This window comes from Nonomuraea sp. 3N208, from assembly GCF_052245935.1.
Lineage (GTDB): Bacteria > Actinomycetota > Actinomycetes > Streptosporangiales > Streptosporangiaceae > Nonomuraea.
On sequence record NZ_JBQQBR010000001.1, the window covers coordinates 287,692 to 311,830 of the forward strand.

At 68.7% G+C, this 24,139-nt stretch carries 25 protein-coding genes, 1 tRNA gene and 2 riboswitches; of the genes, 14 read left to right on the forward strand and 12 right to left on the reverse strand.

What is annotated here, in order from left to right; genetic code table 11:
- Positions 1-99: 99 nt before the first annotated feature.
- Positions 100-924, forward strand: a complete 825-nt coding sequence (murI, locus tag ACTWPT_RS01355) for a glutamate racemase (protein ID WP_443175348.1) — start codon at positions 100-102, stop codon at positions 922-924.
- Positions 921-1,673, forward strand: coding sequence for an MBL fold metallo-hydrolase (locus ACTWPT_RS01360; protein WP_443175349.1), 753 nt, complete (start codon positions 921-923; stop codon positions 1,671-1,673). Before murI ends, ACTWPT_RS01360 begins: the two co-directional genes overlap by 4 nt.
- Here ACTWPT_RS01360 and ACTWPT_RS01365 read toward each other — a convergent pair.
- The gene (locus tag ACTWPT_RS01365; protein WP_443175350.1) at positions 1,658-2,896 is read right to left on the reverse strand and encodes an MFS transporter; all 1,239 of its coding nucleotides are present in this window, start codon (positions 2,894-2,896) and stop codon (positions 1,658-1,660) included. The two genes, ACTWPT_RS01360 and ACTWPT_RS01365, sit on opposite strands and share 16 nt — an antisense overlap.
- Before the next feature lie 68 nt (positions 2,897-2,964).
- Here ACTWPT_RS01365 and rph point away from each other — a divergent pair, with 68 nt between their 5' ends.
- The 3 genes from rph to ACTWPT_RS01380 all read left to right on the forward strand — a co-directional run bounded on the left by rph (position 2,965) and on the right by ACTWPT_RS01380 (position 5,938).
- Positions 2,965-3,684 (forward strand): ribonuclease PH, encoded by a 720-nt coding sequence (gene rph, locus ACTWPT_RS01370; RefSeq protein WP_443175351.1) that lies wholly within the window; start codon positions 2,965-2,967, stop codon positions 3,682-3,684.
- Positions 3,681-4,274 carry an XTP/dITP diphosphatase gene (locus ACTWPT_RS01375; protein WP_443175352.1) on the forward strand — a complete coding sequence of 198 codons (594 nt, stop codon included), beginning with the start codon at positions 3,681-3,683 and terminating at the stop codon, positions 4,272-4,274. The genes rph and ACTWPT_RS01375 overlap by 4 nt, the downstream gene beginning before the upstream one ends.
- A 110-nt stretch (positions 4,275-4,384) precedes the next feature.
- Entirely contained in the window at positions 4,385-5,938 is a 1,554-nt protein-coding gene (locus ACTWPT_RS01380; protein ID WP_443175533.1) for a molybdopterin-dependent oxidoreductase, read from the forward strand.
- Positions 5,939-5,957: 19 nt separating this feature from the next.
- Here ACTWPT_RS01380 and ACTWPT_RS01385 read toward each other — a convergent pair whose 3' ends face one another.
- Both ACTWPT_RS01385 and ACTWPT_RS01390 read right to left on the reverse strand, forming a co-directional pair.
- Entirely contained in the window at positions 5,958-6,452 is a 495-nt protein-coding gene (locus ACTWPT_RS01385) for a hypothetical protein (protein WP_443175353.1), read from the reverse strand.
- Complete coding sequence (locus ACTWPT_RS01390) at positions 6,452-7,051, reverse strand: DUF6286 domain-containing protein (RefSeq protein WP_443175354.1); 600 nt, start codon at positions 7,049-7,051, stop codon at positions 6,452-6,454. The genes ACTWPT_RS01385 and ACTWPT_RS01390 overlap by 1 nt, the downstream gene beginning before the upstream one ends.
- A gap of 137 nt (positions 7,052-7,188) precedes the next feature.
- Here ACTWPT_RS01390 and ACTWPT_RS01395 point away from each other — a divergent pair, with 137 nt between their 5' ends.
- Positions 7,189-8,382, forward strand: a complete 1,194-nt coding sequence (locus tag ACTWPT_RS01395; RefSeq protein WP_443175355.1) for an amino acid deaminase/aldolase — start codon at positions 7,189-7,191, stop codon at positions 8,380-8,382.
- Positions 8,383-8,400: 18 nt separating this feature from the next.
- Here the strand turns inward: ACTWPT_RS01395 and ACTWPT_RS01400 are convergent, their stop codons facing one another.
- On the reverse strand, positions 8,401-8,733 hold the full coding sequence (locus ACTWPT_RS01400) for a DUF3618 domain-containing protein (RefSeq protein WP_443175356.1): 333 nt from the start codon (positions 8,731-8,733) through the stop codon (positions 8,401-8,403).
- A gap of 157 nt (positions 8,734-8,890) precedes the next feature.
- Between ACTWPT_RS01400 and bcp the strand changes: the two genes are divergently transcribed.
- Positions 8,891-9,379: a thioredoxin-dependent thiol peroxidase gene (gene bcp / locus ACTWPT_RS01405; protein ID WP_443175357.1), complete on the forward strand. Its 489-nt coding sequence runs from the start codon at positions 8,891-8,893 to the stop codon at positions 9,377-9,379.
- Between the two features lie 118 nt (positions 9,380-9,497).
- Positions 9,498-9,580: transfer RNA gene (locus ACTWPT_RS01410), tRNA-Leu, on the forward strand.
- Between the two features lie 379 nt (positions 9,581-9,959).
- On the opposite strand, the gene ACTWPT_RS01415 is transcribed toward ACTWPT_RS01410, so the two are convergent.
- Positions 9,960-10,487 (reverse strand): hypothetical protein, encoded by a 528-nt coding sequence (locus ACTWPT_RS01415; RefSeq protein WP_443175358.1) that lies wholly within the window; start codon positions 10,485-10,487, stop codon positions 9,960-9,962.
- A 166-nt stretch (positions 10,488-10,653) separates the two neighbouring features.
- On the opposite strand from ACTWPT_RS01415, the gene ACTWPT_RS01420 reads away from it, so the two are divergent.
- From ACTWPT_RS01420 to ACTWPT_RS01435, 4 genes are all read left to right on the forward strand, one after another.
- Positions 10,654-11,823, forward strand: a complete 1,170-nt coding sequence (locus tag ACTWPT_RS01420; protein ID WP_443175359.1) for a sensor histidine kinase — start codon at positions 10,654-10,656, stop codon at positions 11,821-11,823.
- A gap of 14 nt (positions 11,824-11,837) precedes the next feature.
- Positions 11,838-12,488, forward strand: a complete 651-nt coding sequence (locus tag ACTWPT_RS01425) for a response regulator transcription factor (protein WP_443175360.1) — start codon at positions 11,838-11,840, stop codon at positions 12,486-12,488.
- Between the two features lie 139 nt (positions 12,489-12,627).
- Entirely contained in the window at positions 12,628-13,338 is a 711-nt protein-coding gene (locus ACTWPT_RS01430; protein ID WP_443175534.1) for an ABC transporter ATP-binding protein, read from the forward strand.
- Position 13,339: 1 nt separating this feature from the next.
- A complete protein-coding gene (locus ACTWPT_RS01435) occupies positions 13,340-15,829 on the forward strand; it encodes an ABC transporter permease (protein ID WP_443175361.1) in 2,490 nt (829 codons plus the stop codon).
- A gap of 156 nt (positions 15,830-15,985) precedes the next feature.
- Here the strand turns inward: ACTWPT_RS01435 and ACTWPT_RS01440 are convergent, their stop codons facing one another.
- From ACTWPT_RS01440 to ACTWPT_RS01455, 4 genes are all read right to left on the reverse strand, one after another.
- Positions 15,986-16,255, reverse strand: coding sequence for a hypothetical protein (locus ACTWPT_RS01440; protein WP_443175362.1), 270 nt, complete (start codon positions 16,253-16,255; stop codon positions 15,986-15,988).
- Positions 16,252-16,959, reverse strand: a complete 708-nt coding sequence (locus ACTWPT_RS01445) for a toxin glutamine deamidase domain-containing protein (protein WP_443175363.1) — start codon at positions 16,957-16,959, stop codon at positions 16,252-16,254. The genes ACTWPT_RS01440 and ACTWPT_RS01445 overlap by 4 nt, the downstream gene beginning before the upstream one ends.
- A gap of 676 nt (positions 16,960-17,635) precedes the next feature.
- The gene (locus ACTWPT_RS01450; protein WP_443175364.1) at positions 17,636-17,806 is read right to left on the reverse strand and encodes a hypothetical protein; all 171 of its coding nucleotides are present in this window, start codon (positions 17,804-17,806) and stop codon (positions 17,636-17,638) included.
- Positions 17,807-17,876: 70 nt separating this feature from the next.
- Positions 17,877-18,194, reverse strand: coding sequence for a type II toxin-antitoxin system Phd/YefM family antitoxin (locus ACTWPT_RS01455; RefSeq protein ID WP_443175365.1), 318 nt, complete (start codon positions 18,192-18,194; stop codon positions 17,877-17,879).
- Positions 18,195-18,255: 61 nt separating this feature from the next.
- Here ACTWPT_RS01455 and ACTWPT_RS01460 point away from each other — a divergent pair, with 61 nt between their 5' ends.
- Both ACTWPT_RS01460 and ACTWPT_RS01465 read left to right on the forward strand, forming a co-directional pair.
- Positions 18,256-20,487: an RHS repeat-associated core domain-containing protein gene (locus ACTWPT_RS01460; protein WP_443175366.1), complete on the forward strand. Its 2,232-nt coding sequence runs from the start codon at positions 18,256-18,258 to the stop codon at positions 20,485-20,487.
- Positions 20,488-20,497: 10 nt separating this feature from the next.
- Positions 20,498-20,854, forward strand: coding sequence for a hypothetical protein (locus ACTWPT_RS01465; RefSeq protein ID WP_443175367.1), 357 nt, complete (start codon positions 20,498-20,500; stop codon positions 20,852-20,854).
- Positions 20,855-20,999: 145 nt separating this feature from the next.
- Here the strand turns inward: ACTWPT_RS01465 and ACTWPT_RS01470 are convergent, their stop codons facing one another.
- The 3 genes from ACTWPT_RS01470 to gcvT form a co-directional block, all read right to left on the reverse strand.
- Positions 21,000-22,376: an L-serine ammonia-lyase gene (locus tag ACTWPT_RS01470; protein ID WP_443175368.1), complete on the reverse strand. Its 1,377-nt coding sequence runs from the start codon at positions 22,374-22,376 to the stop codon at positions 21,000-21,002.
- A gap of 61 nt (positions 22,377-22,437) precedes the next feature.
- The gene (gcvH, locus tag ACTWPT_RS01475) at positions 22,438-22,827 is read right to left on the reverse strand and encodes a glycine cleavage system protein GcvH (RefSeq protein WP_443175369.1); all 390 of its coding nucleotides are present in this window, start codon (positions 22,825-22,827) and stop codon (positions 22,438-22,440) included.
- On the reverse strand, positions 22,824-23,909 hold the full coding sequence (gcvT, locus tag ACTWPT_RS01480; RefSeq protein ID WP_443175370.1) for a glycine cleavage system aminomethyltransferase GcvT: 1,086 nt from the start codon (positions 23,907-23,909) through the stop codon (positions 22,824-22,826). The genes gcvH and gcvT overlap by 4 nt, the downstream gene beginning before the upstream one ends.
- Positions 23,910-23,943: 34 nt before the next feature.
- Positions 23,944-24,039: riboswitch (glycine riboswitch) on the reverse strand.
- A riboswitch (glycine riboswitch) is annotated at positions 24,040-24,137 on the reverse strand.
- Positions 24,138-24,139 lie beyond the last annotated feature (2 nt).

Genomic DNA, 24,139 nt, shown 5'->3' on the forward strand with positions numbered 1-24,139 from the left:
CGAGTGAACCAATGGACACAGCAGGTTCCTCACAGGCCCGAAGGGACTGTGAGGATTCTTACGCAGTGTTGATCGGGCAGGTCGCCTACCCTCTTTAGCGTGCCGGACACGAGTATTGGGATCTTCGACAGCGGGGTCGGCGGCTTGACGGTCGCCCGAGCGATCATCGACCAGTTGCCTCACGAATCGATCACTTACGTGGCCGACACGGCCCGCCAGCCGTACGGGCCGAAACGCATCGCGGAGGTCCGCGCCTACGCCCTGGAGGTGATGGACCACCTCGTCGAGCACGACGTCAAGATGCTCGTGATCGCGTGCAACAGCGCCAGCGCCGCCGTGCTGCGTGACGCCCGCGAGCGCTACGACGTGCCGGTCGTCGAGGTGATCCAGCCCGCCACCAGGCGCGCCGTGCGCGCCACCCGCAACGGGAAAGTCGGCGTGATCGCCACCAGGGCCACCATCGAGTCCATGGCCTATCACGACGCCTTCACCGCGGCTCCCGACGTCCAGCTCACCGGCGTGGCCGCCCCGCGCCTGGTGGAGTACGTCGAACGAGGCGAGACGATGAGCGACGAGCTCATCGAGGTCGTGCGCGACTACCTGGAGCCCGTCAGGGCCGCCGGGTGCGACACTCTCATCCTCGGCTGCACCCACTATCCGCTGCTCGCCGGCGCGATCTCCTACATCGCCGGTGACGAGGTCACGCTGGTCTCCAGCGCGGACGAGACGGCCAAGGACGTCTACCGGATCCTGCACGACCGCGAACTGGCGGCCGGAAACGAGGTCACCCCCCGGCACCGTTTCCGCGCCACTGGCGACTCCCTGCTCTTCGCCCGGCTCGGGCGACGCTTCCTGGGCCCGGAGATCGATGTGGTCGAAGTCGCACCAGTGGGGGGTACTACCTTTAACGGGAGGCCCACATGAAGGTGACCATCGTCGGATGCTCGGGCAGCTTTCCCGGGCCCGACAGCCCAGCGTCCTGCTACCTCCTCGAGAGGGACGGGTTCAGGATGCTGCTCGATCTCGGCAGCGGGTCGCTCGGTGCGCTCCAACGCCACATCGGCCTGTACGAGGTGGACGCGATCTGCCTGTCCCATTTGCACGCCGACCATTGCCTGGACATCTGCGGATACCACGTGGCGCGGACGTACGGGCCGGCGGCGCCGTATCCGGCCGTGCCCGTCTACGCGCCCGCCGACGCTCCCGCCCGGCTGTCGGCCGCGTACGGCATGCCGGAAGAACCCGGCCTGGAGACCGCGTTCGACTTCGTGCCGCTGGAGCCCGGCTCGTTCGAGATCGGGCCGTTCACCCTCACCGCGGGGCTGGTCAACCACCCGGTCGAGGCGTACGGCTTCCGCGTCGCGGCCGGCGGCAAGGCCGTTGCCTACTCCGGTGACACCGGCGAGTGCGACGAGCTGGTGAAGCTGGCCGCGGGCGTCGACCTGCTGTTGTGCGAGGCGTCGTTCGTCGAAGAGCCCGGCCTGCCCACCGACCTGCACCTGACCGGCCGCCAGGCCGCCGAGCACGCCGCCAAGGCCGACGTCGGCCGGCTCGTGCTCACTCACCTCGTCCCGTGGAACGACCAGGCCACCGTGCTCGACGACGCCTCCAGAGGCGGCTACGACGGGCCGTTCGAGCTGGCCCGCAGTGGCGCGGTCTACGACCTCGCCTGAACCTCGTCGAAGTCACGCAGGCGGGGCAGCGGAGAGAACAGCAGCGGCACGAACGCCAGCACCCTGCCCGCCAGAAACACCCATAACGCTTCACGTATGCCGATCTGCTGGGCGACGAGGCCGCCGAGCAGCGCGCCCAGCGACAAGGCGCCCCACACCACGAACCGCACCGAGGCGTTGACCCGGCCGAGCAAGTGCTCGGGGGTCACCGTCTGCCGATAGGTGATCTGTCCCACGTTCGACAGGGCAGCGCTCCACGACAACATGATCGAGGTGATCGCGAAGCACACCACCCGCCAGTCGGCCTGTGTCATCGGCAGCACCAGGCTGAAGGGCGCGCCCACCGTGACGGCCAGCCAGGTCATTCGGGCCGTGCCGTACTTCCTGGACAACCAGCCGCCGGTCAAGCCGCCGATCAGACCGCCGAGCCCGCCGGACATGAGCAGCACGCCGATGGCGCCGGGCGCCAGCCCGACTTCCTCGGCCAGGAACAACACCGACAGGCCGAGCACCGCGCTGACGCAGAGGTTGCCGATCGTCGACGACGCCACGAACATACGCAGCAGTCGATCGTTCCAGAGGTACGCAAGCCCCTCGCCGATCCCGCGCAGCATGGGCGGGCGCTCCGCGTGCGCGGGCAGCTTGTCCGGCGCCTTGATCGAGGACAGGACGACCACCGACGCGAGCGAGGCCAGCGCGGTGGCGGCCATCGTGCGCGACGCGCCGAGCACCTGCACCAGCGCGCCTCCCAGACCGGGCCCGGCCAGGACCGCTCCCGAGCGCACGGACTCAAGCTTCGCGTTGCCGTCGGTGAGCTGCTGGTTGCTGACCAGCTTGGGCAAGTAGGTCTGATCCGCCACGTCGTTGAAGACCTGGGCCGTGCCCGCGAGCAGCGCCACCGCGAACATCATCTCGATCGTCAGCACACCCAGCTCGGCCGCCACCGGAATGCTTCCGAGCAGCACGAACCTGGCCAGGTCGGAAACCATCATCACGCGTCGCCGGCGCATCCTGTCGACCCACACCCCCGTGGGCAGGCCGATCAGCAAATATGCGGCCGTCTGCAGCGAGGCGAGCAGGCCGACCTCCGCGGGACTTGCATGCAGCACGAGCACGGCCACCAGCGGGAGCGCCACGCGGGAGATATTCGCACCAAGTTCGTTGGTCACATGCGAGCTGAGGAAGCGAAGGAAGTCAGGGTTGCGCAACACCCCCGTTGTCATTGCGTAAGGATCCATGTGTCGGACACATTTGGTCAAGAGCGTTGTGGCTCGGAGATAGGGTGATCTGCATGTCCCGACAGGATGGCCGCAACCCTGACCAGCTTCGCCCCATCACCATCACCCGGCATTGGCTCGCCCACGCCGAAGGCTCGGTGCTGGTCGAATTCGGCGGCACCAAGGTGTTGTGCGCGGCTTCGGTCCAGGACAGCGTGCCGCGCTGGCGGAGAGGCAGCGGCCAGGGCTGGGTTACGGCCGAATATGCCATGCTCCCGCGAGCGACCAATACTCGTAACGATCGCGAATCGGTCCGCGGCAAAATCGGTGGCCGTACTCACGAGATTTCGCGGTTGATCGGGCGTTCGCTCCGCGCTTGTGTCGATTACAAGGCGTTGGGGGAAAACTCCATTCTGCTCGACTGTGACGTCCTGCAGGCCGACGGCGGCACCAGGACCGCCGCGATCACCGGCGCGTACGTGGCACTGGCCGACGCGGTCGCGTGGATGCGCGCGCGGCGCATGTGCCCGGGGGACCCGCTGATCGGCTCGGTCTCGGCGGTCTCGGTCGGGGTGGTCGGCGCGGTGCCGATGCTCGACCTCTGCTACGCCGAGGACGTCGCGGCCGAGACCGACATGAACGTCGTCATGACGGGAGAGGGCAGCTTCGTGGAGGTGCAGGGCACCGCCGAGGGAGCCCCGTTCGACCGGGGTGCGCTCGACCAGCTGCTCGACCTGGCCGTTGTCGGCTGCGATGAGCTCACGCTGATCCAGCAGGAGGCTCTGGAGTCATGAAGATCGTGCTGGCCACCCGTAACGCGGGCAAGATCGCCGAGCTGCGGCGCATCTTGTCCGGGTTCGACATCGTGGGGCTCGAGGAGTTCCCCTCGATCGGGGAGGTCGCCGAGACCGGGGTGACGTTCGAGGAAAACGCCCTGCTCAAGGCGCATGCCGTCGCCCAGGGCTCCGGCCTGCCCGCGGTCGCCGACGACTCCGGACTGTGCGTCGACGTGCTCAACGGCATGCCGGGCGTCTTCTCCGCCCGTTGGTCGGGGCGGCACGGTGACGACCAGGCCAACCTCGACCTGCTGCTCGCGCAGCTCTCCGACGTGCCCGCGGACCGGCTGACCGCCCACTTCGCCTGTGCCGCCGCGCTGGCGCTGCCGTCCGGGGAGTCCCGGGTGGTCGAGGGCACGTTGGCGGGCCGCCTCGTCACCACGCCGCGCGGGTCCAACGGGTTCGGCTACGACCCGATCTTCGTACCCGACGACGACGACCGCACCACCGCCGAGATGTCTCCCGAGCAGAAGGACGCCATCAGCCACCGGGGGAGGGCCTTCCGGGCACTGGCGCCGATCGTGCGTGACCTCGTAACCGTCGTGTAAGAACCCGGCGGCGCCATGCGGCGTAGCGTCGCATTGTGCAAAGGAATTCGATGGTGCCCCGCTGGGCGGGCGCCTTGGCAGGATTGGTGTCCGGGGGCGTGGCTCTCGGGATGGCGCTGCTCGTGGCCGGGTTCGTCAGACCTGAGGCATTTCCCGTCCTCGCAGTGGCCGACGCCACGATCGATCTGTCGCCGGCGCCGGTCGTGGACTTCGCGAAAGAGACGCTCGGTTTCTACGACAAGCCGGTACTTGTCGGCGGGGTGCTGGTGGTGCTCGCCGGGGTCGCCGCCGCCATCGGGGTGCTGGCCATGCGGCGGCTCGCCTACGGCTTCGTGGGGTTGGGCGGGTTCGGGGTGGTCGGGGTGCTCGCGGTGGTAACCCGGCCGGACAGTGCCGGGGGGCTGGACGCCCTGCCGACCGTGGTGGGGGTGGCGGCCGGCGCGCTGACGCTCTCGTGGCTGGTACGGCGGGCGGCCCCAGGAAATGGGACGGTGCGGCAGTCCCCGGGGGAGTCGCCGCAGGCTGGGACGGTGGCACAGTCCTCGGCGGAGTCGCCGCAGGCTGAGACGATGCTGCGGGCCGGGGCGGAGCCGACGGCGTTCGACCGGCGGCGGTTGCTCACCGGGGTCGCCGGTGGCGTGGCGGTCGCCGGTGCGTCCGCACTGCTCGGGTGGCAGGTCGGCGACCGGCGAACGGTGAGCGCCGCACGGGTGGGCCTGGCCCTGCCGAAGCCCGCGACCCCCGCCAAGCCCATCCCGGCAGGCGCGGACTTCCGCATCAGCGGCTTGTCCCCCTTCCTCACGAAAAATCAGGATTTCTATAGGATCGACACGGCCTTGATCGTCCCCCAGGTCGATCCCACCGACTGGACGCTCCGGATCCACGGCATGGTCGACCGCCCCATCGAGATCACCTACGCCGACCTTCTCAAGATGCCGCTCACCGAGGCCGACGTCACGCTCACCTGCGTCTCCAACGAAGTCGGCGGCGACCTCGTCGGCAACGCCCGCTGGCTCGGCGTCCGCATGCCCGAGGTGCTGCGCCGGGCCGGCCTTCAGGCGAACGCCGACATGCTGCTGTCCACCTCCGCCGACGGCTTCACCTGCGGAACCCCGGTCGACGTGGTCATGGACGGCCGCGACGCGCTGTTCGCGGTGGCGATGAACGGCGAGGTCCTCCCCGTGGACCACGGCTTCCCGGTACGGCAGGTGGTGCCTGGACTGTACGGGTACGTGTCGGCCACCAAGTGGGTGGTGGACATCAAGGTGACCAGGTTCGACAGGGACCAGGCGTACTGGACTCCGCGCGGCTGGTCGGCCACCGGCCCCATCAAGACCCAGTCGCGCATCGACGTGCCTGCGTCGGGGGCCTCGCTGAAGGCCGGGCGTACCACCATCGCCGGTGTGGCGTGGGCCCAGCACACGGGAATCGACGCCGTGGAGGTACGGGTCGACCGCGGCGAATGGCGCCAGGCGCGGCTGGCCGAGGTCCCCGGCCCCGACACCTGGCGGCAGTGGTCGCTCGACTGGGACGCCACGCCGGGCCAGCACACGATCCAAGTGCGGGCGACCGACGCCGCCGGGCACACCCAGACCGAGCAGCAAGCCCCGCCCGCCCCTGACGGCGCGACCGGCTGGCACACGCTCACGGTGCGGGTGGCCTAGCACCGAACGGTGCGGGCCGCTATCGGCGCACGTGCAGCCGCACGAGGGCGGGGGCGTCGTCGTCATGGACCTCGCGGCGGATCTTGCCGACGATGTCCTGGTCCAGCTTGCTCGCCACCGCCCCGACATCGGCCGTCGCCGGGCAGGACAAGGCGATGCGTATGCCGTCCTGGCCGACCCGTACCCCCGCCCGGCCCACACCCTCCACGGCCTTGAGCCCGACGTACAGCATGGCAGTGCCCGTGCCGTTGCGGGTGCCGCGACGGCCCCAGCCCAGGCAGAGCACCAGCCAGCGGAGGGCGGCCAGGGACAGCAGGAGCAGGGCCAGGGCCAGCGCCCACAGCAGCCAGGGCTCAGTGGCCAGGGCGCGGTACGCCTGAGGCGGGAGGATCTTGGCGTTCGGCGAGAGATCGAGGAGGCGGTTCTGGCCGCGGAGCCAGGCGTAGGCGCCCAGGCCCAGCAGCGTGCCCCCGACGATGGCCAGGCCGATGCGGTTGCCGGTGTACTGGCGCATTACCCGCCCTTCCTGCGCAGGCGGACGACGACCTGGCCGGCGCCGAGCGTGCCCACGCCGGCCAGCCGATCGCCTACCGCGGTGCCGACCTGCCTGAGCATCGTGCCCGAGCTCTCCGCCCCGGTCACGACGGTGACCTCGATCGTGCCTCTGCGCAGCCGTACCCGGGCCTTGTCGACCCCGGCCACCTGCTGAGCGGCCGCGCGCAGGGTGCGGCGGAGACCGGAGCGGGTGATGCCGATGACGATCAGCGGATCCGAGGTCTGCACCGGCACCAGCCTGCAGCGGCCGGGCACGATGGCGAGCAGCAGCATCAGCGCGCCCGCCTCCGCCGTCACCAGGGCCGCCGTGGCCATCTCCGGCCACGTGGTGTCGCCGGCGAGCTCGACGAGCTCGTTCACGGGGACCCAGCCGAGCGGGTGCCCGAGCAGCGCCGACACCACCTCCGCCGCGGTCGCTCCCAGCCCGGCCGCCAGCGCGAGCGAGACGACGGCTCCCGGGAGGGTCCGCGCCGGCCTGAGCGCTTTTTTCGCCCTGCGCAGCCCGGTGGATTGCGTGGTCGCGGGGGCGCTGGGCCGTCGCTGCTGAAGCGTGGTCATCACAACGACAGACGTACACGGGGCACGCACGGCCTGGACGGCCCCCTCGCCGCCGATTTGCCCGAACATTACGGCGAGCCGGGTGAATATGAATTAGGCTCATATTCATTTGCCCCATATGCCGTTACGCTGCTCATATGGACGACCGCCAGCGCTACGACCGCGCCACAGCGGCCCTGGAGCCACCGCTCGCGATCCTCGACCTTGCGGCCATGCGCGCCAACGCAGAGGATCTCGTACGGCGGGCGGGCGGCAAGCCGATCCGGGTGGCCAGCAAGTCGGTACGCAGCCGCGCCGTGCTCGAACGCGTCCTGGCCATGGACGGCTTCCGCGGCATCATGGCCTTCACACTGCCCGAGGCGCTGTGGCTGGCCGGTCACGGCTTCACTGACATCCTGGTGGCCTATCCGACAGCCGACCGGCACGCGCTGGCGACGCTGGCCGGGGATCGGCGCGCGGCCAGGCACATCACGGTGACCATCGACTCCGCGGCTCACCTGGACTTCATCGAGGCCGCCGTGGCGGGGGCACGGTCACGGACGGAGATTCGGGTGTGCATCGACCTCGATGCCGGATATGTCGCCTTCGCTGGGAAATTTCGGGCGGGTGCACTTCGGTCACCCATCCGCGAACCCGAGCAGGCCGCCGACCTGGCCGCCACCGTCGCCAAGCGGCCGGGCTTCCGGCTGACCGGGCTGCTGGCGTACGAGGCCCAGATCGCCGGCGTCGGCGACGCCCCGGCGCGGAACGCCTTCTACGCCCGCGCCATCCGCCTCATGCAGGCGCAGTCGGCCAGGGAACTCGTCATGAGGCGCGGCCGCATCGTGAACGCCGTCCGCCAGCTCGCCGACCTGGAGTTCGTCAACGGCGGCGGCACCGGCTCCGTCGAACGGACCGTACGCGAGAAGGCGATCACGGAGGTCGCCGCCGGCTCCGGCCTGTTCCATCCCCGGTTGTTCGACTTCTATCGGCGCTTCACGGGCCACCCCGCCGCGTTGTTCGCGCTGCCCGTGGTGCGCCGGCCCGGTCCGGACACGGTGACGGTGCTCGGCGGCGGCTACGTGGCCTCCGGGGCGGCGGGGCCGAGCCGGCTGCCGCAGCCGTACCTGCCCGCCGGCCTGCGGTACGTGCCCGACGAGGGCGCGGGCGAGGTGCAGACGCCGCTGCTCGGCCAGGCGGCCCAGGACCTGCGGATCGGGGACAGGGTGTGGTTCAGGCACGCCAAGGCGGGCGAGCTGTGCGAGCGCTTCGACACCCTGCATCTCGTGGACGGCGACACGCTCGTGGAGTCCGCGCCCACGTACAGGGGCGAAGGCCGGACCTTCCTCTAAGGTCCGGACCTTCCTCGATCAGCGGTGCCTGCGGCGGCGGCGCCAGAGCACGATGACGGCCCCCACGGCCAGCGCCGCGCCCACCCCGATCAGCACCGGAGCCAGGTTGGGCCGCTCCTCCTCCCACACCCCTTCAGCGGTGTCGGCGTATTCGACCGGCTTCGGCGTCACCCCCAGGGCATCGCCCACAGTCGCCACGAGGTGCCCGGCCCTGCTCTTGACGTCGGCCACCGTACGTTCGGCGACCCGCTTGGGGCTCACCCGGTCGGCAATGGCGTCGACCGTCTGCGCCAACTCCGCGCGCGTACGTGCGATCCGCCGCTCCAGCTCGTCGGGATCGGTGTCAGCCATGGCTCTCCTTTCGACCGTATGCGGGGCCGCGCCCGCTCCGCGTACCGTGCGAGCTCCGTCCGTAATGGTCGTGATCAGTCTGTCAGGTCGTTGCCCCGCACGGCACGGCGACCGGGCCGGTAGCCGGTAGGTTTGCGGGAAGAACTCAGGAGGGCCCGTGACCGACACCAAGCAGACCGAAACCAAGCTCGCGCCCGGCGACGCCGCGCCCAAGTTCACGCTACCCACTGCCGACGGCGGCACCGTCTCGCTCGACGCCTACCGCGGCAAGCGGGTGATCCTCTATTTCTACCCTGCCGCGATGACGCCCGGCTGCACCAAGCAGGCCTGCGATTTCCGCGACAACCTGGCTCAGCTGACGGATGAGGGTTTCGTGGTGCTCGGCGTGTCGAAGGACAAGCCGGAAAAGCTCGCCAAGTTCGCCGAGCGCGACGCGCTGACCTTTCCCCTGCTGTCGGACCCCGATCTGGCCGTCCATCAGGCGTATAGGGCGTACGGCACGAAGAAGTTGTACGGCAAGGAGGTCGTGGGCGTCATTCGCTCGACGTTCGTCATCGACGGGGAGGGGAAGATCGAGCAGGCCCTCTACAACGTGAAGGCCACGGGGCACGTGGCCGCGCTCAAGAAGAAGCTGGGGCTGGCCTGACCCGGCGGCGGGGACACCGCTGACGAGCGTCCTAAAGGAAACCGTGTCGTGATCACAGAGGCGCCGGTGCCCCGCCTGGAGCGCTAAACTATGTGAGGCCTGCTTTGGGCGGGACGGCGCGGGCGTGGCGAAATGGCATACGCGGCAGGTTTAGGTCTTGTTGGTGGAGACACCGTGGGGGTTCGAGTCCCCCCGCCCGCACCTCTACGCACTTCGGCGGCCTCTGTTCCTGGCGGTTGTCGAGCGGATTGCCGTTGATATGGTCGACCTTTAGCGTCAGCGGCGCACCTTGCCATATGTCACCGATTCCGAGATATCGAGGCAGGGAGCCTTGATGCGGAGGCTGGCATGTGAATGCGCCCACCGCTTGCAATGAGATACGCGCCGGAAATGACTGGTATCGAGGCCGGGCAGCGACAGGAGCTCCGCCATCGACCTGGCCTGACTCGCGACTCGGGCCAGCTCTTCCGTGGTGAGATCGGCGTTCCGCATGGATGCAGCGTTGGAAGCCGACCAACAATTTTCCGAATGACCTGTGCTTCGAGCTGTCCGTATTTCGTGAAATGGTTATTTAGCCGGACTAACCAGTACTAGTCGGCTCGGTATCGGGCCGGATCCTCTGGTCGAACGGCGCCTCGCAGATGATGTCGTCCCCAGTGTCCTGGCAGAGCTCAGTGAGCCGATCCGGGATCACGAGGCGTCTCGGTCCCCAGTCGGGATATTGCATGTACACGCCATGACGGTCGTGACGGTCGCCCAGATTGCTCACCACCGCCACTGCGGTGCCGCCGAACAGGGCACCCACGACCAGGCCGATGAGGCCGGCACCGGCGATCTGGGCCGGCTTCTGCCGGATGAAATCGCGGAAAGAGGTGTCGGTACGCCGGTAGGAGGAGTCCGAGCCAGGCATGGTGTGCGCGGCCGAGGTATGGTCCTGGCCCGCGTGGGGGTCGGGGCCCGGGGGGATCTCTCCGTACTTCATGTTGGACTGGTCGGGGTACACGTCCGTGTCGCGCTCGTTCGAGGGGGCCGCAGGCTCCTCCCGGGCGGGGTCGCGCGGTGCTTCCTCTTCACCGCGCGACCCGGCGTCGCGATCATGATCCGCCATCACGATCTCCCTTTACTCGCCCGCTGGAGGGGCGCTCCCGGTATAGAGAATGCCCAAACCGCCGTAAGACCCGCGTAAGACCTTCGCTGGTGTGCGACCTGGGTCGTACTCGCACTTCAGCCTGGAGGTGGACCAATGGCGGACTCGGCTTACATATCGTGAGGATGTGTTCGGCAGGGTACGGGCGTGGTCCAGGCGCCATGAGAAGCTGGCAGGCGCCCTCCGGGTCGCGCCTCTCGCCGCGCTGTGCGCGATCCTCGCAGTGCCGTTCGTGACCAGTGCGTCGCTGGGCGGCCTCCACTATCCCGGCGTGGTGGGCTACGTGGGGTTGTCGGCGCTGCTGCTGGCGCCGCTGCTGTGGCCGGGCCGGCCGCTCGCCGCGTTCGCGGCCATCTCGCTGGTCTGCTTCGGCCAGTGGCTGGCGGACATCGACCTGCTGCCGGCCAACCTCTCTGTGCTGGTGGCGCTGTGGGCGGTGGCCTACCGGTGCTCGTTCCGCTGGGCGCTGGCCGCCGGCTTGGTGGCGGAGCTAGGGATGTTCATGGCGCTGGTCAGCTGGGACACGCCCACGTTCGGGATGTTCTTCAGCGGTTCGATCTTCGTGGTCACGATCTGGCTGACCGGCCTGTACGCCAACACGCGCCGCCGTTACCTGGAGGGCCTGGAGGAACGCGCCGAGCGGGCCGAACGCGAGCGGGACCAGCAGGCCAGGATGGCCGCCGCGGCCGAGCGCGCCAGGATCGCCAGGGAGTTGCACGACGTCGTGGCCCACAACGTCAGCGTCATGGTGGTGCAGGCCGACGGCGCGGGCTTCGCCCTGGACAGCGACCCCGAGCAGGCCCGCCAGGCGGTCAGGACCATCTCCAAAACCGGCCGGGCGGCGCTCGCGGAGATGCGCAGACTGGTCGGCGTGCTGCGCGAGAACGAGCACGGCGGCACCGACTACACCCCGCAGCCGGGACTGGCCCAGCTGGAGGAGCTGATACGCGGCTCGGCCGTGCCCGCCAGGCTGCGGGTCACCGGTGTGCCCAGAGAGCTGCCCGAGGGCCAGCAGCTCGCGATCTACCGCATCGTCCAGGAAGCCCTCACGAACGCGCTCAAACACGGCGGCCCGGGCGCCCAGGCGGTCGTGGAGATCGAGTACGGCGCCCCCGACCTGGTCGTCCGGGTGACCGACGACGGAAGGGGAGCCGCCGCCCCGCCGAGCTCCGACGGCCACGGGCTGATCGGCATGCGCGAACGGGCCGGCATGTACGGCGGCGCGGTGTCGGCGGGCCCGCGCTCTGGCGGCGGCTTCGAGGTGCTGGCCAGGTTGCCCATGGTCAAAGCGGCGTAGGAGGAGGCGGCCTGGTGATACGCGTGATGCTGGTCGACGACCAGGAGCTGTTGCGCGCCGGCTTCAGGATGGTGCTTGGAGCACAGCCGGACATCGAGGTGGTGGCCGAGGCCGGCGACGGGGCGGCGGCCCTGGAGCTGCTGAAGACCACCGAGGTGGACGTCGTGCTCATGGACGTGCGCATGCCCAACATGGACGGCGTCGAGGCCACCAGCCGGATCGACGGGCCGAAGGTGCTGATCCTGACCACGTTCGACCTGGACGAGTACGCGTTCGCAGCGGTCAAGGCAGGCGCGGCCGGCTTCCTGCTGAAGGACGTGCCGCCGGACGATCTGGTCAGCGCCATCAGGCATGTGCACGCGGGCGACGCCGTGGTGGCGCCTCCTACCTTGCGGCGCATGCTGGACCAGTTCGCCGCGCAGCTGCCGTCGGGGGAGCCGGTCAGGACGGCCGACCTCACGCCCCGTGAGCGGGAGGTCCTGCTCATGGTGGCGCGCGGCCTGTCCAACATGGAGATCGCGAACGGCCTGGAGGTCGCGGAGGCGACGGTGAAGACGCATCTGGGGCGGGTGCTGGCCAAACTGGGGTTGCGGGACCGGGCGCAGGTGGTGGTGTACGCGTACGAGACCGGCCTGATCGTGCCGTCCCATCGACCGAAAGTCTGACCCGGGTCATCTGGAGTGCTACGGCAAGTCCCTCCTCAGGGCCCATAGATCGAGGAGTTTCCGCTCCTAGCGTGGTTCGCGTTGTTCTGGTCCGCGACAAGGAGTGAATGTGACGCTCACCCAGGCCCCGCCTGCCGTGATGGCCACGAATCTGACCAAGGTGTTCGGCCACGGCGACGCCGAGGTGCACGCCCTGAGGGGGGTGAACGTGACTTTCGCGACCGGGGCGTTCACGGCGATCATGGGCCCGTCGGGCTCGGGCAAGTCCACGCTGATGCACTGCCTGGCCGGGCTCGACGCCGCCACCTCCGGCACCGTGCACATCGGCGACGTGGAGCTGACCGGGCTGACCGACCGGCAGCTCACGCTGCTGCGCCGCGAGCGGATCGGCTTCGTCTTCCAGGCGTTCAACCTGCTGCCCACGCTGACCGCCGAGCAGAACATCCGCCTGCCGCTCGACATCTCCGCCCGCCAGGCCGACCAGGCGCTGTTCGACCGGGTGATCGAGACGGTCGGACTGCATGACCGGCTGGCGCACCGGCCGACCGAGTTGTCCGGCGGCCAGCAGCAGCGCGTGGCCGTGGCCAGAGCGCTGATCAGCAAACCTCAGGTGATCTTCGCCGACGAGCCGACGGGCAATCTGGACTCGCGCAGCGGGGCCGAGATCCTGTCCTTCCTGCGGACGTCCGTTCGTGAGCTGAGCCAGACCATCGTCATGGTCACGCACGACCCGGTCGCGGCCGCGTACGCCGACCGCGTGGTCTTCCTGCGTGACGGCGAGCTGGTCACCGAGATCAGCGCGCCGACGCCGCAGGCCGTGCTGGACACGCTCGTGAAGCTGGAGGCGTGAGGTGCTGAAGACGGCACTGGCCGGGCTGCTCGCGCACCGGCTCCGGCTGCTGCTCACCTCGCTGGCGATCATGCTGGGGGTGGGGTTCATCGCGGGCACATTCGTGCTGAACGACACCATCCAGGCGGGATTCTCCCAGCGGGTCACAGCCGACGCCGACAAGGTCGACCTGGCCGTGCTGCCGAAGAACCCCGGCGGCGTCCTGTCCGAGAAGATCTTGGAACGGATCCGCGCCGTCGAGGGCGTGACCGAGGCGCAGGGCCTGATCCGGGAGCCCGCGCCGCTGCTCGGCCAGAACGGCAAGGTCGTGGGAAGCGTCCCCACCACGGCCGTCTCGATCGTGCGTGGACCGCTGGATCGCACCGCGATCGTCTCCGGCTCGGGTCCGGGCACCGACGACCAGGCCGCCGTGCTCGACGAGAACACCGCCAAGGCCCAGAAACTCCAGATCGGCGACACGATCACCGTGCTCGACGGCTCGCAGAACGAGCACCGGTTCAAGCTGGTCGGTCTGCTCGATCCCGGCGTGGACCAGGAGCTCGCGTACACCGGCGTCGTCGGCTTCACCATTGCCACCGCGCAGCGGATGACCGGCGCGAAGGGGTACCGCGAGATCGATGTTGCGGGCGCGGCCGCCGGGCTGAAGCAGGCCGTGGCGGCGGCCGCCGGCGGCGCCGCCGTGGTCAAGACCGGCGATGAGCTGGCCGCCGACCTGGCCAAGGCGGCCGGGTTCGAGATGCGGACGCTGACCGTGGGGCTGCTGATGTTCGGCGCCGTGGCGATGATCGTGGCCGCGCTCGTCATCTACAACACCTTCGGCATCCTCGTCGCGCAGCGGACCAGGGAGATGGCGTTGCTGCGGTGCATCGGGGCCACTCGAGGACAGGTGTTCGGCTCGATCGTGCTGGAGTCGGTGGCGGTCGGCCTGATCGCCTCCACGTTCGGCCTGGTCATCGGGTACGGCCTGGCCGCGCTGGCGCTCGGGGTCCTCGGCACGTTCGACGTCCAGCTGCCCACCGACGCGGCCGTCACGCTGGCGCCGGCCACGATCGCCATCGGCCTGGCCGTCGGTCTGGTGGTCACGGTGTGCGCGGCGCTCCTGCCTGCCCGGTCGGCCACCCGGGTCCCGCCCGTCGCGGCCCTGCGCACGCAGGTGGAGGAGCAGACGTACCGTACCGGGGTGCTGCGCTGGCTCTTCGCGGCGCTGTTCCTGCTGGCCGGGATGGGGACGACCGGCTTCGGTGTGTGGGGGATGCCGCCCGGCGTGCCGCCCACCCTGTTCGTCGTGATGGCCGGCGGCGCTCTGACCTTCCTGGCCATGCTGATCCTCGGGCCGGTGCTGGTCAAGCCGCTGAGCGCGGCGGTGGGCTGGATCCCGGCCCGGTTGTTCGGCGTGCCGGGGCGGCTGGCGCTGGACAATTCCGCGCGCAACCCCTCGCGGGCCGCCACCACGACCGTCGCGCTGACCATTGGCGTGACGCTCATGACGCTGCTCTCGGTGCTCAGCGCCTCCACGCGGGTGACCGTGTGGAGCAAGCTCGACGAGCAGTTCCCCGTCGACTACATGCTGGGCACTCAGGGGCGCGAGGCCGGTGTGCCCCGGTCGGTGGCGGAGAAGCTGCGCGCCAAGCCGGAGCTGGCCTCCGTGCTGCAGGTCCGCAGGACTCCGGCCAAGGTGGGGGACCGGCGCTACGACATCGGCACCTACCACGGGACCGTCACCCCCGAGGTCGTCGCCGGGTCCACGACCGGGATGTCCACCGGTGAGGTGGCGCTGCTCGACTACGCGGCCGAGGAACTGGGCGTGACGGTCGGCGGCACCGTACGTGCCAGGACCGACCTGGCGGGGACCGTGCCGTTGCGCGTGGTCGCCGTGTTGAAGGGCGAGAACTCCACGCTGCCCGCCCTCACCGTTCCCGAGCAGCCGTTCGACACGTACTTCGACCGGCTGCCTGACTCCAGTGTGATGATCAACATCCGCGACGGCGTACCGGCCGAGCGGGCGCGCGCGGTGGTGGAGGCGGCCGTCGCCGCCCACCCGACCGTCCAGTTGGCGAGCTCGACCGAGATACGCGGCCAGTTCGAAGAGACGCTGGACATGCTGCTCATGATCGTTACCGGCTTGCTGGGGCTGGCGATCCTGATCTCGTTGCTGGGGATCGCGAACACCCTGTCGTTGTCGGTCCATGAACGCACCAGGGAGTCCGCGCTGCTGCGGGCGCTCGGGCTGACCCGGCCGCAGCTGCGCCGGATGTTGTTCATCGAGGCGCTGGTGCTGGGGCTGATCGGGGCGTTGGTCGGGGTCGTGCTGGGTGGCGTGTTCGGATGGGCCGCCGTGATGGCGATGCTGGACGGGGCCGTGTTGTCGGTGCCCGTGCCGCAGATCGCGCTGTTCGTGGTGTTGTCGGGGGCGGCGGGTGTGGTGGCCGCTGTGCTCCCGGCCCGCCGTGCGGCCCGGGCCTCGATCGTCGGCGCGCTCGCCACCGGCTGATCGGACGAAGAGCCCCTAACGCGAATAAATCCGAAAAACGCGGATAGAGGGAACACGCAGTGCGGGTTGCCCCGGTATCTCGTTCCCGGCAGCCCGCACGCAAAGGGTCGGGCGTGTCATGGGGGCGGCGCCCGGCCCTTTCCTTCCACCGCAGCGTCATCGGGGCATGGGGCCGGGCCACAACTCGGCGACCGTCTCCGGGTCGAGCAGCGGCCGGGCCACCACCTCACCCGTGGCGCGGTCGATCACGATGCACCCGCCGCCGACCGTCTCCGGCAACCCGCCGGGATCGTCGGGATCAAGCTCCCGCACCCAGGCGACATATCCCTCATGGAACCCGAAAATCCCCACAGGCAGCGCTTCGTCCAGCGGCCGTACCCCGTTGAAGTACTCCTCGGCCAGCGCTCGAGCCTGATCCAGGTTCAACGCGGCCGCCCCTGCCGGTCGAGTATCACGCAGAACACCCCGGTCACGGTCGTGTACGGCGGCTCGACGGACATGTGTCCCCGCTGCGCGTCGATCCAGATCACCTCGCCGTCGGCGTTGACCGCGTTCCAGGCGTGGGTGCCGCCTCCCGGCCAGCGCACCACGATGACGGCGCAGGCCCCATGTCCAGCCTCGAGCATCCGCCGCGCGATCATCGGGTACGCGTGCCGCCCCTGCCCCGCATACTCCAGCCGCTGCCCCACCCACCGCTCGATCCTGGCCCGGCTGTCGTGCTCACCGGTGAGCAGCGGGCGTCCGATCCTGTCGTACTCGGGCAACCTGGGGGCTGCCGTGGCGGGCTCACCGTGCCAGGTGGACAGAACGGCCAGCGCGCAGTCGGCCGCGTTGGAGGCCCGGAACGGGTCATCGGCCGGCCCGCCGCCGTTGATGAGCCGGATCCAGGTGCCCCGAGGGTCGGGGAAGCGGGTGCCCAGCGGCAGCGCCTCGATCAGGTCCCGCTCGACCTGCGGATCCGGGTGTGCGAGCCCACCCCGCACACCGTACGGGCGGCTCTCCGCAAGTCTGGGCGGCCGGTGCGGCCGCTCGAACCAGTCGCCGTCCACGATCCGCTCGGCAGGCGCGTCCAGAATGTCGAACCGCCGACCGGAGGTCGCGACGACGCCGTCACCGCTGCTCAACGGCATCGCACGGGATTCACCAGGGAGCGCCGCACACGGGCTGGCCGGAGGCGTAGTGAGGGACCAGGCAGAGGGAGGCACGGCCTGGGATCCGGCCAGAGACATGGCTCGCGAGTTGCCCGGATGGGTGCCTCCAGAGTTGGCCGGAGGCGCAGCGGGCGAGTCGGCCGGAGGTGGTGTGGCTCGGGAGTCGGCCGCAGGCGCCTTGCCGGACTCAGCGTCGGGCAACACACGGCATTCACCCAGGGGCGCCGGACCCAGGTCGACAAGGGGCGGCGCATCGCCAGGCCGATCCGCGCGAGGCACGTCCACCGGCTCCGGCACGTCGCAAGGCTCTAAGGTGGTCGCGCCCTGGAAAGCCCCGCCCTCGGGCATGGACGCGGCGTCCATCTCGGCGGCCCGTTCGTAGTCGAGCCACCGCACTCCCTCCCCGACCTCTGGGTTGTACTGCCCCTCTGGAAGGACCCGCCGGACACTCGGCTTGCGCTCGCGGAACACGGCTTGCCTCCTGTCATCCTCGATGACCGATCGTAGAGGAGTCGTCACTCACAGGAGGCGAAGTCGGGAAGATTCGCCGCTTGAACCACCCGCCGCAACTGCGCAAACAGGTCCAAATCGCGACGTCAGTACACGATTGCCCGACGAGGCGCCCACGGTGGTGCGCCCGCGTGTGCGCCGCAGTTCAACTGTTCAGGCGAATGACGAGAAGACGTACCTCGTCGTCGTAGATCGTAAACTTCACCGTCAGGGCCGAGGTGTGAATCTCGTATGCCTCAGGGATGTGGGCGTCTGGCAGCGCGTCTTTGGGCGGTATCGGACCGGTGGCCAGGTCGGCCACCAGGCTCAACAGCAAGCGACGGACTTGCGCGGGAAGCTGTTGTGCGACCTCGTGGGTGGGGGCTCCCAGATGACGGCGCGCAGGGTTACTCCTCATGCAGTCCTAGCGATTCGGCCAGCTTGGCTTCCAGCTCTTCGCGTGAGTCGGCGGTGATGACGACCGTACCTTCGGGGTCGGGCTCGCCGCGCTCGATCCGCGCAATACCCTGCCGGATAACCCGTCGGTCCTCCTCATCTTGGAGTCGCTGCAGCTTCTCCTTGAGTGCGGCGTAATCTGACGCCGAAACCAGTACGGCCTCCGGACGGCCATGACGCGTGATCGTCACCGGGTGATGCGCATGGTGGGCCTGTGCGACGAGAACGCCGAGCCTCTCTCGGGCCTCCTGGAGCGGAACGGTATCCATGCCTTCACACTATGCGGAAACCTGGAGTTCTGTAAGGTTCTCAAGGTTTCCTTGATCAGTCGTGGCGGCCACCACCGCGAAGGCCGACACCGACACCCCGCAAACCGCCCAGGATGACCAGCTCACCTACGATGCCGCAGGCCAGATCACCCGGATCCTCGACGCCGCGTCCGCCGTCCCCGGCAGCACCCCCGGCCAGTCCGAGTGCTTCAGCTACGACGGTCTCGACCGGCTGGCAGCCGCCTTCACCACCACCGCCTCCACCTGCACGGCGGGGACGAACACCGGCGGCGCCGACCCGTACAACCAGACCTACACCTACGACGCGGTCGGCAACATCAAGACCCTCACCGATAACGGCGTCACCGGTACCTACGCCTACCCCGCACCCGGCGCATCGGCGGTGCGGCCCAACGCCGTCACCTCCATCAGCAGGCCCACCGGCACCGACACCTACGGCTACGACAACGCAGGACAGCTCACCGCCCGGACCGTGGCCGGCAAGCAGTCCACGTTCACGTGGAACCCGCTAGGCCAGCTGGACAAGGCCATCATCGACGGGCAAGAGACCTCCATGATGTACGACGCGGCAGGCGAACGCCTCCTCCGCCGCGACCCCGACGGGACCACCACCCTGTACCTCGGCTCCATGGAGATCAAGGCCTCCAGCGGTCAGGCCAGCGCCACTCGCTACTACACCAGCGCGGACCGCGCCACTATCGCCCTCCGCAACGCGTCCGGAATCACTTGGCTCGGCTCCGGCCTGCACGGCTCCACGCAGGTTGCCATCCACGACACCTCCGGCACCATAAGCCGTGATCGCTACCTTCCCTACGGCCAGCGCCGCGGCGAGGACGACCTGCCCTTCACAGACCGAGGCTTCCTCGGCAAGACCGAAGACACCTCCACCGGCCTCATCTATCTCGGCGCCCGCTACTACGACCCATCCATCGCCAAATTCGTCTCCACCGACCCGCTCCTCGCCGTCGGCAAACCGCAGTGGATCAACCCGTACAGCTACGCCGGCAACAATCCGATCGGTCTGTCCGATCCTGAAGGACTGATTCCTGATCACGGGTGCACCGGCGGTGAACGTTTCACCGTCCAGTGCAAGCAGGCCAAAGCATGCGCCAAGCCGAATTCAAAGACGTGCAAGAACTTCAAGGCCCAGGTAGCCGAAGGAAAGCGACGTGCCAAGCTTGTGCTCCAGCGCATGCACTACCTTCAGCAGTTCCAGTCGGAGTGCCTCGGCTCCGCGATGCTGGCAGGGGCGCTGACCGGAAAGCTGAACACCCGCGCATGCGCCACCCTGGCGTATCTGGCTGGCATTCCCATCTCCAACACGGGCAAGATCCCCGACTACTGGCGCGACATGCACTGGGCGGCCAAGCTCCTGCTGGAGGATTCCTACGATTGCGTAAACATGAACAGCATCACCGCCTGCATGATGATGGCCACCGGAGGTGCTGCTGGGACCGCCAAGAATGGCGTCAAGGTCGGCGCCAAGGGAATCAAGGAAGCCTTCAAGAGACTCGGCAAGCTTTTCAAGAAGTGCAGCAGTTTTGTCCCCGGCACGCTCGTCCTGATGGCCAACGGAACACACAAACGTATCGAAGACCTCAAGGTCGGCGACAAGGTCCGGGCGACTGATCCCGTCACGGGAAGGACGACGCCCGAAACCGTTCTGGCAACCATCACGAGCCATGGTGACAAGCAGCTCGTGCGCATTACGGTCGACACCGACGGGGATCAGGGCAAGGGAACCGGAATGGTGATCTCGACTGCGGAGCATCCCTTCTGGGTTATCGGTCGCGGAGACTGGGTCAGCGCCGCGAACCTTCACAAGGGCATGAAACTGCGGGATGTCACCGGGGATGCCGTAACCGTAATCGCCGTCAGTTCGTTCCGCAACGAGAACCGGCGCGTCCACAACTTAACCGTTGAGAATGTTCGCACGTATTATGTTGCGGCCGCCGAGACGGACCTTCTCGTCCACAACTGCCCGCCCAACGCCGAAGACGCCGACGAGGCGGCGGCTGCGGCGGCCGCTGCTGCCAAGCGGGCCGATGAGCGATTCGCCGCGAAGAACTCGCTCAACGCTGATAGCGACATCGTTCAGAATCGCACGATGACGGTGTCGAATTTCATCGCGACTTTCCGGAAGGGAAGCATCAAATCGGTTATGCCGAGCGAGTACCTGGAGATGACCGTTGAGGAGGCGTTAAAGGCGGCGAAGGCATCGAAGGACACCACAGTGCGTAAGCTGCTCACAGACAACCGCTTCAAGAAGTAGAGAGGTCCGCATGGACGGGTCCACGGCAGAGGAGCGATTCCGGACGGACAGCCGCCACCTGGCGGAGATAGGTCGCCGGCTGAGCGAGCAGCTGCAGCCCGTGACGGTTCGCCTTCCTGCGGAGTTGATCGGCAGGGCTCGCGCAGCGTGGCTTCGGGATGAGGTCGAAGAGCTGCAGGCCGAGGATTTCGAGAAGTGGCTCATGAGGTCGCTGGCGGGTGAGTTCGCCTTGATAGGGCTGGCTGCCGCTGACCTCGCAGAGTCCGAGGGCGGCGAGGTGGTCGTCCGGCTCGATCCCCGCCAGATCGCCCACGCAGTGTTCGCCGCGGACCTATGGGAGGACCGCCCCTGGGGGGTTGGTGCCTGACGCTTTGCACTGTGGTATGAGGCAGCCTACGACTGGATGCATGGCTGACCGGGCGGCAACTTGCCGCCCGGTTCGGGTGGCACCGCGCCCTCATCACCCGGCCATGTGAGGTGGCCACCGCTTAGCCGGGGTGCCATCGGTCAGGTCAGCACTCGATGACATTGACGGCTAGGCCGCCTCGCGACGTCTCCTTGTACTTGTCCAGCATGTCCCGGCCGGTGTCCCTCATCGTCTTGATGGCCTTGTCGAGGGCCACATAGTGCTTCCCGTCGCCGCGCAAGGCGATTCTCGCCGCCGTGATCGCCTTGTTGGAGGCGACCGCGTTGCGTTCGATACAGGGGATCTGCACCAGGCCGCCGATCGGGTCGCAGGTCAGGCCCAGGTTGTGTTCGATGCCGATCTCGGCGGCGTTCTCCACCTGTTCCGGCGTCCCGCCCATGACCTCCGTGAGGGCGGCGGAGGCCATGGAGCAGGCCGAGCCGACCTCGCCCTGGCAGCCGACCTCGGCTCCCGAGATCGAGGCGTTCTCTTTGAAGAGGACGCCGATGGCGGCGGCGGTGAGCAGGAAGCGGACTACGCCGTCGTCGTCGGCGTGGGGGACGAAGCGGGTGTAGTAGGTCAGGACGGCCGGGATGATGCCGGCGGCGCCGTTGGTGGGGGCGGTGACGATGCGGCCGCCGGCGGCGTTTTCTTCGTTGACCGCCAGGGCGAAGAGTGTCACCCAGTCCATGGCCTGGAGCGGGTCCTTCTCCGGAGGCTCGGTCTGCAGGCGGCGGTAGAGCTGGTTGGCGCGGCGCTTGACCTTGAGGCCGCCTGGTAGAACGCCTTCCTTGGCGATGCCGCGGCGGACGCAGTCCGACATGACCTGCCAGAGGTTGAGGATCCCGGCGCGGATCTCCTCCTCGGTGCGGCCGAAGGCCTTCTCGTTCTCCAGCATCAGGGCGGAGATCGACAGGCCCGTGTTCGAGCAGTGCTTGAGTAGCTCTTCCCCCGTGGTGAAGGGGTAGGGCAGGACGGTGTCGTCCGGCTTGATGCGGTCGGCGCCGGTGGCCTTCTCATCCACGACGAAGCCGCCGCCGACCGAGAAGTAGACCTTCTCACGCAGCTTCTCGCCGGAGGCGGAGTACGCGGTGAAGCGCATGCCGTTCGGGTGCTCGGGGAGGGAGATCTTGCGTTCGAAGATGAGGTCCTGGCCGACGACGAAGGGGATCTCGTGGGTGCCGTAGAGGTTGACGGTGCCCGAGGCGCGCATCGCGGCCAGGCGGTCGTCGATCGTGTCCACGTCCACGAGCTCGGGCTTCTCGCCCGACAGGCCCAGCAGGACGGCCTTGTCGCTGCCGTGGCCCTTGCCGGTCAGGCCGAGCGAGCCGTACAGGATGGCCTCGACGCGCGCCACGCGCGGCAGCAGGCCGTCCTCGTGCAGGCCGCGGGCGAACTTGTGGGCGGCGGCCATCGGTCCGCCCGTGTGCGAGCTGGAGGGGCCGATGCCGATCTTGAAGAGGTCGAAGACGCTGATCGCCATTGATGGGCGCCTTTCATACAAGGCCGGGGCCCGGCATTGGCCAGGGCCCCGGCGAAGTGGGTCAGGACTCGCCTGAGGTGAGCGCGGTGTACTCCTCGGCGGACAGCAGGTCCTCCGCGTCGCCTTCCGTGCGGACGCGGAACATCCAGCCCTCGCCGTACGGGTCGCTGTTGACGACCGACGGGTCGTCCACGACGGCCTGGTTGATCTCGACGATCTCGCCGGCGACGGGCGTGTAGATCTCGCTCACAGACTTGGTCGACTCCACCTCGCCGACGGAGTCGCCGCCCTCGACGGTCGAACCGACATCGGGGAGCTGCACGTAGACCACGTCACCGAGGGCCTCGGCGGCGTAGGCCGTGATGCCGACGGTCACGATCAGCCCGTCATCGAGCCCAGCCACCCACTCGTGCTCCTTGGTGTAGCTCAGCTCGTCAGGGATGTTGCTCACTTCTTCCTCCTGTAAAAGGGCAGCTCTACCAGGTCCATAGGTTCTTGGCTGCCCCGGATGTCCACAGCCAGGCCTTCTTCGACGTCGGCGTCGACGTAGGCCATCGCAATGGGCTTGCCCAAAGTCTGGGAAGGCGCACCGCTGGTGACCTCGCCGACGACGGCGCCGTCTTTGGTGACCGGGTAGCCGTGGCGCGGCACCCGGCGGCCCCGCGCGACCAGGCCGACGAGTCTGCGCCGCGGCGTGTCGTCCTTGACCGCCTCCAGCGCCGACCTGCCGACGAAGTCGCCGGGCTTGTCGAATTTCACCACTCTGCCCAGCCCCGCGTCGAACGGGGTGAGCTCGGCGTTGAGCTCGTTGCCGTACAGCGGCATGCCCGCCTCGAGGCGGAGCGTGTCGCGGCTGGACAGGCCGGCGGGCTTGAGCCCGTGCGGCTCGCCCGCCTTCATGAGCGCGTGCCAGAGCGGCACCGCGTCCTGGTTGGCCACGAAAAGCTCGAACCCGTCCTCGCCGGTGTAGCCGGTACGGGCGATCAGCGCTTGCCGGCCGTCCACGAGCGCGGGCAGGCCCGCGTAGTACTTGAGGCCCTCGAGGTCGGCATCGGTGAGCGTGGCGAGGATCTCGTGGGAACGCGGGCCCTGGACGGCGATGAGCGCGTACTGGTCCGAGCGGTCGTCCACGACGGCGTTGTACGCCTTCGCGCGCTCTTTCAGCTCATTTCCGACTTTTTCGTAGTTCGAGGCGTTTGCCACGACCATGAACTCCTCGTCCCCGAGCCGGTAGACGATGAGGTCGTCGAGCACTCCGCCGCGCTCGTTCACGATCATGGTGTACCTGGCCCGCCCGGGCGCCAGCGCCGACAGGTGTCCGACCAGCGCATAGTCCAGGGCCTGACCGGCCTGCGGGCCCGTCAGGAAGATCTCGCCCATGTGCGAGAGGTCGAACAGCCCGGCCGCCTGCCGGACGGCGTTGTGCTCCGCGGACTCGCTGCCGTACCGGAGGGGCATGAGCCACCCCGCGAAGTCGGTGAGCGTAGCGCCGAGGCTCTCGTGAACGTCTCGTAGCGGTGTCGGTCGGGACATTTATCGCACCTCAGGACAGGATCGGATGCCAGCATCCTCCCCCTCTGTCATCGATGCCTGAGAGCTTCGCCCGGGTTTTGCCGGACTTTCACCTTCGGCGAGGCCCACAGGCCTGCTTTCCAGAGGACACCTCGTCCGTGCGGTCCTTTGCCTTGAGAGGTTCGCGGGGAGGGCTTGCTCCTTCAGGGACCCTGACCGGCTGTCAGGGTGCTCTCCCGCACGGTTTCGTC